12 protein-coding genes and 1 pseudogene are annotated in these 15,386 nt (G+C 47.4%); 6 read left to right on the plus strand and 7 right to left on the minus strand.

Features of this window, described 5'->3' with window-relative positions:
- Nucleotides 1-55 precede the first annotated feature (55 nt).
- The 4 genes and pseudogenes from AC6I8N_RS25990 to AC6I8N_RS26005 form a co-directional block, all read right to left on the minus strand.
- Nucleotides 56-745 (minus strand): fimbria/pilus chaperone family protein, encoded by a 690-nt coding sequence (locus AC6I8N_RS25990; protein ID WP_497831699.1) that lies wholly within the window; start codon nucleotides 743-745, stop codon nucleotides 56-58.
- 531 nt (nucleotides 746-1,276) lie between these two features.
- Nucleotides 1,277-1,615: a hypothetical protein gene (locus AC6I8N_RS25995; protein ID WP_497831700.1), complete on the minus strand. Its 339-nt coding sequence runs from the start codon at nucleotides 1,613-1,615 to the stop codon at nucleotides 1,277-1,279.
- Between the two features lie 380 nt (nucleotides 1,616-1,995).
- Nucleotides 1,996-2,472 (minus strand): hypothetical protein, encoded by a 477-nt coding sequence (locus AC6I8N_RS26000; protein WP_497831701.1) that lies wholly within the window; start codon nucleotides 2,470-2,472, stop codon nucleotides 1,996-1,998.
- Nucleotides 2,473-2,761: 289 nt separating this feature from the next.
- Nucleotides 2,762-2,926 (minus strand): annotated as a pseudogene (locus AC6I8N_RS26005) (recombinase family protein); the annotation flags it as partial.
- A gap of 838 nt (nucleotides 2,927-3,764) precedes the next feature.
- Between AC6I8N_RS26005 and AC6I8N_RS26010 the strand changes: the two are divergent.
- Nucleotides 3,765-5,423, plus strand: coding sequence for a phosphoethanolamine transferase (locus AC6I8N_RS26010; protein ID WP_497831702.1), 1,659 nt, complete (start codon nucleotides 3,765-3,767; stop codon nucleotides 5,421-5,423).
- Here AC6I8N_RS26010 and AC6I8N_RS26015 read toward each other — a convergent pair.
- The 3 genes from AC6I8N_RS26015 to AC6I8N_RS26025 all read right to left on the minus strand — a co-directional run bounded on the left by AC6I8N_RS26015 (nucleotide 5,382) and on the right by AC6I8N_RS26025 (nucleotide 9,147).
- Entirely contained in the window at nucleotides 5,382-6,278 is an 897-nt protein-coding gene (locus AC6I8N_RS26015) for an alpha/beta hydrolase (protein WP_497831703.1), read from the minus strand. The genes AC6I8N_RS26010 and AC6I8N_RS26015 overlap by 42 nt on opposite strands.
- Before the next feature lie 201 nt (nucleotides 6,279-6,479).
- On the minus strand, nucleotides 6,480-7,871 hold the full coding sequence (locus AC6I8N_RS26020; RefSeq protein WP_497831704.1) for an L-serine ammonia-lyase: 1,392 nt from the start codon (nucleotides 7,869-7,871) through the stop codon (nucleotides 6,480-6,482).
- A 28-nt stretch (nucleotides 7,872-7,899) separates the two neighbouring features.
- Complete coding sequence (locus tag AC6I8N_RS26025) at nucleotides 7,900-9,147, minus strand: serine/threonine transporter (RefSeq protein ID WP_497831705.1); 1,248 nt, start codon at nucleotides 9,145-9,147, stop codon at nucleotides 7,900-7,902.
- Nucleotides 9,148-10,146: 999 nt separating this feature from the next.
- Here AC6I8N_RS26025 and AC6I8N_RS26030 point away from each other — a divergent pair.
- From AC6I8N_RS26030 to AC6I8N_RS26050, 5 genes are all read left to right on the plus strand, one after another.
- Nucleotides 10,147-10,962, plus strand: coding sequence for a CPBP family intramembrane glutamic endopeptidase (locus AC6I8N_RS26030; protein WP_497831706.1), 816 nt, complete (start codon nucleotides 10,147-10,149; stop codon nucleotides 10,960-10,962).
- A gap of 129 nt (nucleotides 10,963-11,091) precedes the next feature.
- Complete coding sequence (locus AC6I8N_RS26035) at nucleotides 11,092-11,799, plus strand: glycosyl hydrolase 108 family protein (protein WP_497831753.1); 708 nt, start codon at nucleotides 11,092-11,094, stop codon at nucleotides 11,797-11,799.
- 261 nt (nucleotides 11,800-12,060) lie between these two features.
- Entirely contained in the window at nucleotides 12,061-12,234 is a 174-nt protein-coding gene (locus AC6I8N_RS26040) for a hypothetical protein (protein WP_497831707.1), read from the plus strand.
- A 145-nt stretch (nucleotides 12,235-12,379) separates the two neighbouring features.
- On the plus strand, nucleotides 12,380-13,486 hold the full coding sequence (locus tag AC6I8N_RS26045; protein ID WP_497831708.1) for a hypothetical protein: 1,107 nt from the start codon (nucleotides 12,380-12,382) through the stop codon (nucleotides 13,484-13,486).
- Between the two features lie 273 nt (nucleotides 13,487-13,759).
- Nucleotides 13,760-14,767, plus strand: coding sequence for an alpha/beta hydrolase (locus AC6I8N_RS26050; protein WP_497831709.1), 1,008 nt, complete (start codon nucleotides 13,760-13,762; stop codon nucleotides 14,765-14,767).
- Nucleotides 14,768-15,386: the final 619 nt, after the last annotated feature.

The following is a 15,386-nucleotide window of genomic DNA, read 5'->3' on the forward strand; positions in this document are numbered from 1 at the left end:
TTGTCAGCCCGCAACATCCTGTTGCGGCGCTATGTATCACGTAGCTACGCAGGGGTTAATGCTTTAAGTCAAACAGCTGCGGTGTGGTAGCCTTGCCCTCTCGTGAAAGAGGAATAACCATCACCTGACTCTGATGTTTCAGATGCTTAGCGTAATTACCGTTAACGCTCAGCGTTTCACCCGGTAGCACATACGTTTTCATCAACGAGATTGAAACCTTTCCGGGCATCAGCAGCGCCTGTTGTTCCAGACGAACCACCTGCAAGCCAGTGTTAGTCACCGTTAGTGCCCCGTTTTTTGCCGACCAAATCAGGTCATTAATTGGCTGCGGCCGCGCTTTCATATCTTTCGGAACAATCAGCATCGGCAGAACCTGGCGACTCACCAGCACCAGGTCATGGGTGTTACGACTGGTGGGGATGCCTTCAAACGACACCCGCTTCAGGTGTTCACGATCCAGTTTGTCATGGCTGGTAAGGATAAAACGCACTTGCTGTGTCTGACCAGGTTCAAGACGTGCCACGGGCTGTGCAGCGACCACATGAGGGCCGGGGTCGTCGGTTAAATCTGTTACCGTACTGTAAAGAAGCAGCGGAGCTTCATTGGTGTTTTTGATGTTAATGCTCCCACCATGCGTGCCTTCGTTGATAATCACAACCGGGTTGTCCGCTATGACGCCGGAGGCATAGAGAAGTGGAGAAGCGAGCAGGGTAATCAGGCCAGCCAGCCTTAACGTTATTTTCATGTTTTGATGATTCTCATTAGTGAGTGTTTTACCCGCCTGTCGCGGGAAAAATCCATGACAGCATTTCCCAAAGCAAAGATTTCCATGGGACAGGGTTTTATTAATATGCAGACAGGGTAGTGTAATAACGATTCTGCTAATGTTTAATATGATAATTCCATGATAATGGAAATCAACACCCGTCCATTGCTTACATTTTCTCTTTTACAATTAATTAAAGTGGGGGTGTTTACTAAGCCATTATTTTGTTGTGTTTTTTTCTTTCATTGTGATTTGTTTGTTGTTTTTCAATTACGGAAACGAGCCGTGGCTTGGTATATTAAAGAATAATCTTCATTTAAGGTAAGGCGTTTCCTGGAAAAAATTCGCAAATAAAAAAAGCCTTTCAGAATAATCATTCTGAAAGGCGGGGAAACCCATTCCCAAAGGGCACTCACTAACTCAATTTGAAGTGAGGGATTGCGCAAAATATCCGCTACTGTCCGATTTGCAGCTCGGGCAATTGCAGTTATTCACCACGCATATCCATTTTTAAAAATGATAATTTCCGGAAAACCACCAGGTACGTTCATGCTCCGCAGCCTGTTCCCGGTCGCTCTCGTTCCAACGAGGTGTAACATCCGCAGATGCCCCAATGTTGAAGCTGGCGTTCCTTTGGTGCCACAGGCTGATCTGACGGCCATCATTACTCTCTATCGCGGTCTGGAGGGTATGGTTGACAGAGGTGACCACATCAGATTTCGCCGTTGAAGACGGAATGTTTTGCTCATTTACGGCATAAGCTGAGGTCACTGCAGTACAGCACCATGCCAGCAAAAGTGCCCGGCAGAGCATTGTCCCGTCGCGGCGACTATCAATGAGAAAAATCATAACCGTACTTCCGATTTTATTTTTTAATGGCTGATGTCATTTTGATGTGGCTATTCTGACCTTATTCGGTGGCGGAAAAAAGTCATGCGGGATGAGAAGTCGAGTTGTAGTAAATAAGAAAATTCTTTACGCGATCGCGTAATTAACTTCTGTGGTTGAGGCAAAAAAAAGGTTGATCAATTATCGATCAACCTTAAGACCCTGGTAGAGGCACAGCGTGTATCTTCTATAGTCTGGTTCAGAGGAAGGTATCGAGATACTGCGCTGCCCAGTCAATTTGCCATTTCAGTGCTAAAATGCAATCACAGCAGGTTAAATATCACAGGATATTCCTGTTTTCATATTTGTTATTCATAACTTCAGACGTTGAATTGGGAAAATTACCGGGTAAAGTTGATGGTCAGCTCCGCACCCAGCCGTAAGATATAATCCGGTGGTGCCGAGGGACCAAATAACGTTTTGGGCGGTTGGGTGAGTTTGATCGTCATACGTCGCCCTTTGAGCTCGATCGGCACCTCAATATTGATGTTCAAGTAATTATTAAACAGCTCGGCTCGCTGGTTGGCAGGGTTGACGTTGATGAAGGTGGTACTGCGTGCTGCGCTGTGCTGGTGGGTTACGCGATCATAGACGTCGATAACCGTTTCACCAATGCGGATAGCAATATTACCCTTCTTATCCGTTTTGCTGCTACAGGCGGAGGCGCTGACCACCCTCAGTGTCGCTTTGTTAATCGGATAACCATGTGGTTCACGATCGACGACAAAATTATGAAAACGAACCTGACAGGGTTGGGCCGCAAAGGTACATACGGGGGTGGCAAGCATGATTAATAATATCACTTTGGATTTAAACATATGGCAGTCTCAGTGATCTTGACCAGATGATTATAGTTTGATTGCCGGGAATAATCTCACCGGAACGTAGAAAAATTCCAAATAAAAATCGTTATTTCTTATTGTCAGCTGAAAAGAAAAATTATCTGGCGTCACAGGGTTATATCCTTCCTGTTAATTAAGTTGATTAAATAACCTGAATTTATGAGAGCGGCCGATAAATTTATGATTTCGGATCGCACTCAAGTATCTATTATTCAACTTGTTGTCATACTTTATCAGGCTAATTACCCCATGTGTTTTAAAAAGATTTCCAGACAACCAGCGTGTCGCCTTCCCGTAATGCTTTCAGGCAGTTCATCAGCCCGGGGCGGTCTTCAATTTTGCCGAAAGCATAGTCTTCATAAAGATGCATCGGACTGACACCGGCAGCAAGCAATCCTGGAGTAAGATGGTGCACTCGTCTTCTGAAAATGACATTGGCGGGTGAATACGCGCTGAACACCATACCCTGCGCGGTAAATGCTGTGTTAGCTTCAGCCTCCGTAGCGCTGATCGCGTTTTGAATGGTTGAGGTGAGTTGCTCAATATAACGTGACAGTTGTGTCATTAGAAACTGCTGCTGTTCAGGTGAAAATTGTTGTTCCATGTTGACCCTTTTATCTTATGACCGGCGCGGATACGCAGGGAATTGTCTGGCTGGTTTATTTATTGTGCTGCTGCCTGAATGTTTTAATAAAATAGAATTGTTGTCGCAAGGTACTCGGATATTTAAAGCTGATAATGCGGATGTTTTACCCCCCCCACCAGGAATCCAGAGGTGATAATATCTGGGGTTCTTGTGAAGACTATTATGAAATCATTAATCAGGGAAGGGGAGTGGGCGTTCGGATAGTGCTGATTTTTTCGTGATATCAGCGAGATGTCAGCGTAATGAACCAGGATTCAGTTAATATAAAAAAGAGAATTCTGAAGTAGATGTCCTGTATTCCTGAAGAAGGATAATAAAAAATAAGTAGAATGGTTAATTTATCTCTCCCAATAATGCAAAAATTTAAAAAGGATACGTGTTGATGTCTTTACAACAGCGTACAGCTAAATTCTGTAGCAATCCCTGGCGGCTGGTGTTCTTCGGTTGTCTGATCTTTTGGGCGGTTATTGCATCGTGGGGATTCTATTTGATTTAACCATCATTATGGTTTGCCTTACATAGTTACAACATACTAAAGGCCACTGTAAACCACCCATCATCCAGCTTTCAAACGGGAGTATGCCGCACAGGCAGGGGAGGTATTTTTCTACAGGTAGATAGAGTGAAAAAAATACAGGTTTTTTGGGTCGGGTTGCTGGCCTTATGTCCGGCACTGTTTGTACTTAATCAGAAGTCAGGGACAGTGATAAAAGTTTATTTGACGACTGTACTTCTTTTCCTGATTTCTGCCTGGTTTTTCAAGCGGAAATCAACAGTTTTACTTTCGCTGGCGTTATGTTTTGTTTTATCACTTTCGGTAGTGACATCATTATATTTCCATTTCGAGTTCGACACCGCTTTTTCGACGGTGATGGCCACAACGTTCATTAATACCAGCCAGAAAGAAAGTATTGATATGCTGTACTATAACTATCGCTACGTTTTCTGGTTTGCCATAATTTTCTTGCTTTATGTGTCGCTCTCTTATTATTTGTCCCGGCGTGTTACTGAGAGAAAACTTGTACTGTCTGGCATCATATTATTGCTCTACACAGGCATCTCGATTTTTTTGTATACAGTTTCCGGTAAGACCCGATCCGAGGATTTCCTGATCTCAGAACGATTATTGGTCAATTCGCCGTTATATAATTTTTCCCCCATCGTACGTGCCTACAACGATGCGAAGCTGACCGACATCGTCATGCAGGCGAAAAACACTTATGACTACAGTTGGCAAGATAAAGGTATCGATAATTATGTGATTGTGATTGGCGAGTCTGCGCGCAGGAAAGATCATGGGATCTATGGTTCCGACTACCCCACCACGCCATTTATTGATGCGCAGCATGGCAGTATGCTGCTGTTTAATCAGGCCATTGCCCCTGCGCCGCTAACCATTCTTTCCGTACCGGCCTCTCTGGCAAAAGTGCATCATGCCGATGACGTACCTTTGACTGCCTGGGCTGACAATGTGATCTCATTGGCCAACGATTTAAAACTCGATACCTATTGGTTCAGCAATCAGGCTAGTGTAGGGCAGAGTAATAGCTTAATCACAGCGATGGCAAAACGCGCCAGGCATCATAAATGGAACGAAACGATAGGGTTTGATAGTAGCCTGGTGGATGAACTGGCGCAGGTGATTCCTGAGCCGGGGAAAAAACTGATCGTGCTGCATTTTTACGGCAGCCATGAACCTGCCTGTGAGCGCTTTCCGCGTAGTGAAACCATTCCCTTCACAGGCGATGTTAACGACAATTGTTATCTGAACTCGATTGCTTATACGGATAAGCAACTGGGGCGTCTGTTTTCATTACTTGCCGGTACGCGGTCTTCATTAATCTATTTCTCTGATCACGGGCTGGTACGCGATCCGCAAAAATACGCGAATTATTACCATCATGATATCAGCAATCCGACCAAACAAGCTTTTGATATCCCGATGTTTATCTGGTACAGCCACACAGTGGCGGCCTCTAATACCCGTGGAAGGGTGTTTCCAGACAAATATTCAACCAGTAATAACTATTGGCTGCTTAGTGACTGGTTGGGCGTCACACATCACGATAACCGACGTTGCAGTTCGCCACTCAGTGATTGTTATCAGACGCCACAGGTTATCCAGATCATGGACGGCAATAAAAAGCGACTTGATTACGATGGGCTACCGGTTGAAGGGCGGTTATCTCTACCATTGTTATCGCGCGAACCGGGAGAGGTTCGCGCCACCAGCTCAGACTTACTTCTCTTCAGACATCTGCAAAAGTGTTGCCTGGAATGACGCCGTGAACATCGCGCCATGTGTCAGTCCTGGGAACAGCGAATAGGTTGCGGCAACGCCATTGCTGCGCAGCGTCTCTACTGCCTGACGCAAGGCCCGCAGCCTGTCTGGCGCGGCACTGGCCTGCGGTCTTTTCTCATCGCCGTCGCCTTCCATTATATCCAGCCTCTTATGACTGAACGCCTCCCCGGATGTAGCGGTGATTTGCGCGAGCATCTCGTTGTTATCACGATCCAGCGAGGGGCTGGCCGTGTAATATGAACGGAAGAAATTCGAAGATAACCAGGAATCCAGCACAAATAACCCGCCATACGAGTGCCCCCACAGCCCGCGCTGCGCAGGATTAATTTTCAGATTTTTTTCACTGGTAGGGGCAATCGTCTCTTCGACGAGATGACGAAAAGCGGTGCTGCCCCCGACTGATCGTCCATGCCTGTCCCACCTGCTGATAAAATGTGTTGGTGTATAATCATACGTTCGGGCTTGTAGATCAAAAGGCAGCGTCGTCTGATAGCCAATAACGACCAAAACCGGAGGTGACCCTTCTGATAATTTTTTCAGGAAAGAATCAGATAGCCTGTCCATCACGGCATTGCCATCGAGCATATAGAGAACGGGAAAACCTGCTTTGGGAGGGTGCTTGTCCGGCACGCCTGTCCATACTTTGTAATGGCGTTTACCGTCAGCGGAATCAAATGTCCGGGTGGAGAAGTGGTAAAAGGTGGATCCTTTGTCAGCAATGTTAGGGCCTAACGGTGTCATATCCGGTCTGGCATAGCAATTTCCGGCACAGACAAACACAAAAGTTAACGCTGAGATTCCCTGAATTCCTTTCCTGTATAAGCTCTGATTCATTTGATGTTCATCCCCCATCCCTTTGATGACATTCGTTGATGATCGGTGACCCGATCGTTAAAAGCGGCGAATATGTGGGGGAATAACCTAATGATAATAACAATCATTTGCAAGTCGTTAAGACTCATCGCACCGATTGTTAGTCTTGGTAGCGGCGCGATTTATCGCGCCGATAGAGAATGTTAGATGAAAATATTACCACTAACGGTCCAGCGTCACCTTTTCAACGTCCTTAACCTCTACCGCGACGGCCAGCCCACCTTGTGACGTTTCGCGGTAGTTCGCATGCATATCTTTGCCTGTCTGATACATTGCCGCGATCACCTTATCCAGACTGACACTCGGTGCAGAACTGCGGCGCAATGCCATCCTGGCGGCATTGACTGCTTTAACGGCGGCAATAGCATTGCGCTCAATGCAGGGAACCTGAACCTGGCCCGCCAGAGGATCACAGGTCAATCCGAGGTTATGTTCCATCGCAATCTCTGCTGCAATGCAAACTTGCTGCGCACTGCCACCCCATACCGCTGCCAGTGCGGCGGCGGCCATCGAACACGCTACTCCCACTTCTCCCTGACAACCCACTTCAGCGCCAGAAATTGAGGCATTCATTTTATACAGTGAACCGATAGCGCTGGCGGTGAGATACCAGTTGCTTAAAATGTTGTCATCGACCGGGCTGACGAATTTATCATACCAGGCCAGTACCGCCGGGATGATGCCACAGGCACCATTGGTGGGGGCTGTCACCACCCGACCGCCAGAAGCATTTTCTTCACTGATCGCGAGTGCAAACAAGTTAAGCCAGTCTAACGTCAGCAAAGGATCGTTCTTTTGACTCTCGCTACCCTGCAACAAACGATGTAGCGCCGGCGCGCGCCGTGGTACGCGGAAGCGTCCCGGCAAAACGCCATCCTGAGCCAGACCGCGCTCGATACCTTGTTGTGCCACGGACCAGACGTTACGTAAATGCGACGTCAGGGCACTGGCATGATGCAGGGCCAGTTCGTTCTGCATCATGACTTCAGCAATGGTGAGATGGTGGCTGTGGCAGATGTCCAGTAAATCGGCTGCGCTGGTGTAAGGGAACGGGACATAGGGCGCATCAGTCTGCGTTTGCCGCATCTCCGACTCGTCCAGCACAAATCCACCGCCGATGGAGAAATACGTTTTCTCCGCCACCACGCAGGTATCTTGTCGGGCCTGAAGCCGTAAGCCATTTTCATGTAGCGGCAACGCTTCAGAGTGGAATTGGATATTGTCCTGTGCGGTAAATGAAATCGAGTGCGCTGTTTCAGCCAGCGGTAATTTTCCAGTCTTCATCAGTTGCGTCAGAAATACCGGGATAGCATCAATATCAACATTATCCGGGGAGAAACCCGCCAGCCCCAAAATAACAGCGTTATCAGTTTGATGGCCTTTTCCCGTCAGTGCCAGTGAACCATAAAGATGTACATCAATATGGGTCACTGCGGTAAGTTGCCCATCCTGTTGCAACTGTGTCACAAAGCGTTTTGCCGCTGCCATCGGCCCAATGGTGTGGGAGCTGGAAGGGCCAATGCCTATTTTAAACATATCAAGAATCGAGATCATGCGATTACCTTACTCACTGCATGGCCGATCAGGCGAACAGGGAAAAACAGATACCTGTCAGTGCCACCAGACCAATAACCGTGACAAAAACATTGCTTAACGCGCCGCGATATTTGTGCATCGCCGGGATTTTACGGATCGCATACATCGGCAGTAAAAACAGCAGCATGGCGATGACCGGGCCACCCAGGGTTTCAATCATGCCAAGGATGCTCGGATTCAGTGTGGCGACGGCCCAGGTGGTGATCAGCATAAACAGCGATGTCACCCAGCCGAATTTTTGGCTGTTGATGTTAAGCAGCGCGTTGAAGCCCTCAGCGGCACCAAGGTAATGACCAAAGAAGGATTTAGTAATCGCGACGATGGCAATGATCGGCCCCATCCAGACGACAAATGGCAGAGAGAAGTGGTTAGCCAGATAGGAAAGGATTGAGATGTTTTGCGCTTTCGCTTCGGCCAGATTTTCTGGTTGCAGGCTCAACACACAGCTGAAAACAAAAAACATCACCGTGACAACCATCATGATGTGCGCGTAAGCCAGGATACGGGAACATTTTTGCTCGGCTTCTTCGCCATATTCTGCGCGCTTTGCCACGGCAAATGAGGAAATGATGGGGGAATGGTTAAATGAGAACACCATTACCGGAATGGCCAGCCAGAGGTAAGTCACGACGCTGCCAGAAGATGCGAATGACAAGGTTTCCAGTGCGGCGCCATTCCATTGAGGGATCAAATACATTGCCATCAGCAGCAGAGACAACACGAACGGATAGACCAGGATGCTCATCGCCTTAACCATAATATTCTGGCCAAACTGGACGATGGTCATCATGCCGAGGATTAACAACAACGCCAACAATGCGCGGGGAGGCGCAGTCACCCCCAGTTGATTAACCAGCAGGCTTTCAACGGTGTTAGTGATGGCGACGCTATACATCAACAAAATGGGATAAATGGCGAAAAAGTAGAGCAGCGCGATAATTTTGCCTGCGCGAGGACCAAAATGTTCCTGCACCACTTCCGTGATATTTGCGCCGGGTTTGCTACCAGAGAGAACAAAGCGCGTCATGCCACGATGCGCGTAAAAAGTCATTGGGAAGGCGAACAATGCCATCAGGATCAAGGGTATCAGGCCGCCAAGACCGGCATTGATTGGTAAAAATAGCACGCCAGCACCAATCGCAGTGCCGTATAAACTTAACATCCAGACGGTGTCCGTTTTACGCCAACGATTCAGGCTCACCGCCGTCACTTTTTCAGTGGTGTCGAGACTCATGGTTTTTTCCTTATTTTCCAGGGCGAAATTTGTGTGAATTCAATGTAAGGCAATGGGGGCTGTTTTTCTGCTGATAAGTTTGTAGTTATTAATATGAGGGTTTACATTAACGATGTTTATTCGATAATTATATTGACTATTTTTCTGTTAAAAATAAGTTTGCTTACCGGTTGTATTGGAAATTTCTCAGGTCAACCAGGAGAATTCAAATAAATATTTCAGGGTTTAATCATGGCAATGAAATAACCTGGGGCAGGTTTAAATAGTCCATTTCGGCAAGAAAACTGGCGTTCCTTATCCGTCACTCCGTGGGACAGGGTAACGCCAGGCTGCGATTTACGGGTTACTTTGCTTCAACATCCAGGCTTCGGAGCCAGTCTCGGGTACAGCACTCTTTGCAGTAACGTACATTTTTGCTACGTTGCTTTGCAATCGACATCGCCTGAACGTTGCTGTACGCAGAACCGAGGAATAGGCTGATGCCTTTATGAACATAAGGACATTCTTTGCTGTGCAGGATCTGATTATCCAGATAATAGAAAGTTGATTTATGCATACTTATTGTCCCGGTTATGAACTGAAAGCCCAGGCTTCTCGGTGCTGACCAAAAGTGAAAAGCAACCGGGTGGAATCGTGGAAATTCCTCGCCGTATTTGCCAGGGATAGCGTTTTTTGTTCAGGAAGAGACAGCGGTATCCCATGTTTTTGCCCGGTAGGGGACGGGCAGATATTTCTGGTTAACTTGTGATCATCATCACTGTCTGTAGATATAAGGATGTAATAGGTTCTGGCGTTCATCTTCATCACCTTTCACGACAATTTACAGGGTGCTGGTAAGATGTCACACCAGTTGTCAATGCGAAAGTACCTCAAAAGGGTAATATCCCTATATACTTTTTGTCTGCCGTGAGATTCCCGTCTCGGAAGTGGAGAAGTGATTCCTCTTTTTCTCCGCATTAATTTTATGCATACCACTCTTAATCAGACTAAGGACAGCCGATGTGGATACTGCTGGCAATAGCGCTTCTGTTTTTGGAAACGCATAAAAAGTTCGCTTTAGGTATTTTGCTTATCACGGTGATTCTCGCGACATACACCCACGTTCTGGACTGGCAAGCATGGCTTTTTCTCGCTGGATTGTTGTTGGTGGCTCTGACGTCATTCCGTTTTGGTGAGAACAAACTGGTGCGATATGGCGCAGAGGTACTTATGCTCATCGCCGCGATCGCCCTGATGACCCATCAGATTCCCGGCTTTCATAATATCAAAGTCCTCGATCAGGTCATTGCCGGACCGCAAAGTGTGCCCTTCACGATGTATTACAACTTCGATAAGGCGTTGACTCCCTTCGTACTGTTGGTAGTGATGCGGTCGTTATTTGTCTCGCAGCCTCCTCGCCAGGCGCTGCGCTGGCAGTGGCTGGGCCTGGCACTGGCGGTCCCTGCGCTGTTATGGCTGGCGGTTTATTTTGGTGGATTAAAACCGGAGAGACACCTGCCACAGTGGCTTATTCAGTTTGCCTTTGCCAATGTGTTCTTTGTCTCTCTGGCGGAGGAGGCGCTGTTCCGGGGGTATCTGCAACAGCGACTGGCGGGATGGATATCGCCTTTCCTTGCCCTGGCGCTCGCTGCGCTGTTGTTTGGTTTGATGCATATCGCGGGGGGGATCCTGCTGGTCGTGTTTGCCAGCCTGGCTGGGCTAATCTACGGTCTGGCATGGATGTGGAGTGGCAGGTTATGGGTTGCCGTTTTATTCCATGTGGCGCTCAATATGCTTCATCTGCTGTTCTTTACTTATCCCATGTTGCGACATTAACGCTCAATCAGGCCGCTAATAAAAAAACGCCCCTACACACATATTCACTCCCGCAGGCGACGAGGTCGCCATTATCTTTTGGGAGAATGAATGATGAATCATCGATTTAATGAAGCATTTGAGATGTTAATGGGCCATGAGGGAGGATACGTTAATCACCCGAACGATCCCGGTGGCGCGACCTGTTATGGTATTACCGAACGGGTTGCACGGGAGAGCGGTTACGCCGGTGATATGCGTCATCTACCGTTGGAAACGGCGCGAAACATCGCCCGTCGTTTGTGGTGGGACTGTTATCTTTGTGATGATTTGCCATCATTCATCGCCTTACAGATTTTCGATATCGCGTTTAACGGTGGGCATCCGGTACGTTGGTTACAAATGGACGCAGTGAGCCTGGGCATGTCGTTAGCCAATGTTGTCCCTGCGGTGTTGCAATGGCTTGGTCATGAAAATGCGGCGGGTAATGCCGCGCAGATTCTCAATACTGTTCGGGACATTACCGGGGAAAAGCATGATGAAGCGGCGATTAAGATGTTGAGCAATAATCCGACAATGGTGCAGGCGCTGACAGCGGCACTTTATCGCCATCAGGAAGCACTGATGGAGATGGAAACGCGTGCAACCATCTCAAGGGAAAACAACGCCGCTGCAGTGAATCAAACCATGCAAGTGGAGAGCATTGCGCTGCACTGGCCGCTCCGGTGGTGGCAGAGCATAAACGCAGTGCCATTCCATTACAGGCCATCAGGCAGATTGCGCTGTTTATGTTGCTCAATCAAAAAACCGGGAGCAAGGAATCTCGGTGGAAGAGATGCTCATATCAACCTTCAATGATAATCGCCTGGTAATCAAAATAAAGACGAGAGAGGGGGAAACATTATACTGAATGCTCTGTGCCAGTGGCGCGTTTATCCCCTTTGAACCACAAATATTCGCTAATATCCCTTATCGCATGGGGCGAGGTATCGAAAATGATCCCAGTACTAACGAAAGTCCGATATTTCGTGGTCGTTATGCGTTAAGCCGAATTTACGATACGGTACGTAGCCGTGCCATACTGGAATTATATAATCTACGTAAGAAATTAGTGTCACTGTGAAGGTAGATATTATCTGCCTGGCCAATCAGGTGAATAAACTACCGGCACATCTGGCAATGCTCAAACATGCCGATTCACTGCCGGAAAGTGATATCACATTGCATGGTTTTCTCGAGCTGAGCCAAATGGTAGAAGAGATTGCCCGTGGTGTGCTGACCTCACAGCCCTGAATTGTCCCCAGACCAGGCATCCTGTAAAGAGTTTTTACGCAAAATTAAGGATGCAGGCAGAGGGATTAACAATATTATCAATGTATTCGGGCTTCCGGATAGCGATCATTCCCTCACGCAGCATGACATTGATAGTTATGCCACTATGGCAAAAAAGTTGGTGAATTTCGCCAGTGTGTTCAAATCAGAAATGACCTCGTCCGAAGTGGCAAACGCCGCATTCAGAACGAGGCAACTGGCCTACTTTGATGATTATGGCGATCAGATTTTTAAAGCGGATGATATCACCGAAGTCTTTCTGGCAACGGTTTCTGTCCCTGAGGAGTTAAGAGGGATCAGATATGTTGGTACTGGCTCAACGGTATGGAATAAATTCCCGTGGATGAGAAAGGAACTGGAGCAGATAGATAATGAATACCGGTTGAATATGGATAAAATTAGCGCGGCCATAAGCCAGAATGCTAATTTTATTGCACAGAGCTTGAAAAAAATCTTCCATGTGGCGGAAAGTGAGACGCTGGACGTCGGGTTGTTTGAGAAATTATTGCATCAATATCGGATAACGCTGGAGTCAGATACTGAATATCGAATCAAGGTATTTAAAGATGCAATAGGCTACAACCCCAAAACAAAACAGTATGCGTTGATTAAAATGAAAACCATGCCGGAAAGAGAGTTGTTTTCCTGGAACGGACTCAATGGTTTTGCGACGGGGCATAAAAAAAGAGATGAAATTGCCGTATCCTGCGCCAACCAGGGACATAAAAAATCTCTTGCCACCACGGTCAGGCATAACATCATCAGGAAATTCGTCCCCCATGCGAAAAAAATTATTGGCGAGCCCTATCTGGACTGGCCTGACCGGCAAAGATCGTTGGTACGTAGCGAACAGCGAGAATTACTCCATAAGCTGATGTCTGCGCCTGCGGTGTTTCGGGCTTATATCCAGGACCTGGAGGAGTTTACCCGGACTTATTTTCACGCCTGCGTCTATTCATCCAATGCAGAAATCGCCCGTCTCGCGAGTGAAATACGCGATAGTTGGGCCTATCCAGTGACGGAGAGTAACCAGCAGAAGATCGATCGGATTATCGATATCCTGGCGACCGCTCCGAAACTGAAAATCGAACCGGCTCTGCCATTTCCGGACTTTTTCAATGCGATGGTTCAACAGCTGGTGGAAAGCGTACCGAAAGAGGTTGCTGCTAGGGTTGAAGCCGAATGGGAGTCGACTGACTGGCGCAAACGTTAATGAGGGGATTTTCGCTGCTGAACTGTAACGTCTGATGTCATACCGGCAAGAGCCTGTTGATCAGGGTCTTTTGTGGCACGTACTTAACAATTTGTGCCGTATTTTAATCATATTTTTCAAATGATTAGACAAATCCCGTTGAAGTGCGCGCCTTTAATTGTTTGCTATTGAGTAGCGCGCTATGTAAATTGAACCCGAAGCCAACAACGAGCGCACAAATTTATTCACTTAAGTAGTGCACTATTTAATAGCGAGATATAGAAGGGGATCACCATGAAAATTAAACAATCATTATTAGCCATCGCATTAGGCGCTGTATCTGTATCAAGCATGGCGGGAGAGCCACAACCAGAACGTCATGTGCAGGCTTTCCTGAATGCCCTCAACAGCAGCGGCGGCAAACCTATTGAACAGCTCTCACCCCATGATGCGCGTCAGGTGCTGATTGGCGCCCAGAAGGGAGCTGTACTGCCGGCCGCAGACGTGACTGAAAAAACCATCGAAATTAACGGACAATCGCTGAAGTTAAATATCGTCAAACCGAAAGGGGCAAAAGGTACGCTGCCGGTATTTATGTTCTTCCACGGCGGTGGCTGGGTGTTAGGTGACTTCCCAACCCATGAGCGCCTGGTACGTGACCTGGTGGTGGAATCAGGAGCAGCGGCAGTTTTTGTTAATTACACCCCATCACCGGAAGCGCATTTCCCGGTGGCGATCAATCAGGCCTATGCTGCCACGCGTTGGGTTGCGGAACATGGCCAGGAAATAGGCGTTGACGGTAAACGCCTGGCGCTGGTGGGTAACAGTGTCGGGGGGAATATGGTGGCCGCTGTCGCGTTGCAGGCAAAACAGCAACATACCCCGGCGATTCGCTATGACGTGATGTTATGGCCGGTTACAGATGCGCACTTCGATACCGCTTCTTATAACCAGTTCGAGAATGGCTACTTTCTCACACGGAATATGATGAAGTGGTTCTGGGATGCCTACACCACCAAAGAGAGTGATCGTAACAACATTCTGGCATCTCCGCTGCGTGCCACCCGTGAGCAGTTACAGGGACTGCCGCCGACATTGATTCAGACAGCTGAGTTGGATGTGCTGCGTGATGAGGGTGAAGCGTTTGGTCGTAAACTGGATGAGGCCGGGGTGGATGTGACCGTCACGCGCTATAACGGTTTGATCCACGACTATGGTCTGCTGAATCCACTGAGTAACGTGCCGGCCGTGAAAACAGCGCTGCGTCAGGCGGCGGAAGAGTTGAAAACCCACCTGAAATAATCTCAAAGGCCAGGTTAATCACCTGGCCTTCACCTTTTTACCACCACGTAACGCCCTCCCGACAGCCTGATACCCGACAAAAAGTACGACTTTACCGGCAATGAGAGACGGACAACTGTTCTATAGGAAAAGATGATATTGAATGGACAATCAAACGAAGAAGCACAGTTATCCACCTGTTTTTTGCCAATTGATGTGATGACGTTCGGTGAAGAATAACCGTTGATACTTACCTGCCCAGCAGACCGGGTAAGATTTTGCAAAAATGCGTAAGTTAAGTTGTGCTTAATGATTAATTTTAAAGATGTTGTTGTTGCTAATTTAGTCAGTGTTGGTTTTCGCCTTCCAGCCCAGGATGGGCCTGGATTAGTGCCATTCATCAGCATTAATAATGCAGGAAACACAAACTTAATAGTTCAGTAACGTAATTAATATGTCAGTTTTCAAATGCTAATCAATCAGTTAAGGTCGGTTAAAGCAGCGCAAACAGTAAATTCTGCTACAATTCATTAACATGGTTAGCGGAGTGAGTCTTAAGAATTAAGTGATTGTTAGCTAACCGCTAATATCCAACTGTATTTTATCAAAAATTTGTTCCCGCCTGGCTTATGTGACTGAT

This window comes from Pantoea sp. X-Soil-TKNS-1279 (assembly GCF_059730565.1).

Excerpts from the sequence above, each read along its gene's own strand:
- AC6I8N_RS25990 (WP_497831699.1), bottom strand. The coding sequence starts at position 745 with ATGAAAATAACGTTAAGGCTGGCTGGCCTGATTACCCTGCTCGCTTCT.
- AC6I8N_RS25995 (WP_497831700.1), bottom strand. The coding sequence starts at position 1,615 with ATGATTTTTCTCATTGATAGTCGCCGCGACGGGACAATGCTCTGCCGG.
- AC6I8N_RS26000 (WP_497831701.1), bottom strand. The coding sequence starts at position 2,472 with ATGTTTAAATCCAAAGTGATATTATTAATCATGCTTGCCACCCCCGTA.
- AC6I8N_RS26015 (WP_497831703.1), bottom strand. The coding sequence starts at position 6,278 with ATGAATCAGAGCTTATACAGGAAAGGAATTCAGGGAATCTCAGCGTTA.
- AC6I8N_RS26020 (WP_497831704.1), bottom strand. The coding sequence starts at position 7,871 with ATGATCTCGATTCTTGATATGTTTAAAATAGGCATTGGCCCTTCCAGC.
- AC6I8N_RS26025 (WP_497831705.1), bottom strand. The coding sequence starts at position 9,147 with ATGAGTCTCGACACCACTGAAAAAGTGACGGCGGTGAGCCTGAATCGT.
- AC6I8N_RS26030 (WP_497831706.1), top strand. The coding sequence starts at position 10,147 with ATGTGGATACTGCTGGCAATAGCGCTTCTGTTTTTGGAAACGCATAAA.
- AC6I8N_RS26035 (WP_497831753.1), top strand. The coding sequence starts at position 11,092 with ATGGGCCATGAGGGAGGATACGTTAATCACCCGAACGATCCCGGTGGC.
- AC6I8N_RS26045 (WP_497831708.1), top strand. The coding sequence starts at position 12,380 with ATGGCAAAAAAGTTGGTGAATTTCGCCAGTGTGTTCAAATCAGAAATG.
- AC6I8N_RS26050 (WP_497831709.1), top strand. The coding sequence starts at position 13,760 with ATGAAAATTAAACAATCATTATTAGCCATCGCATTAGGCGCTGTATCT.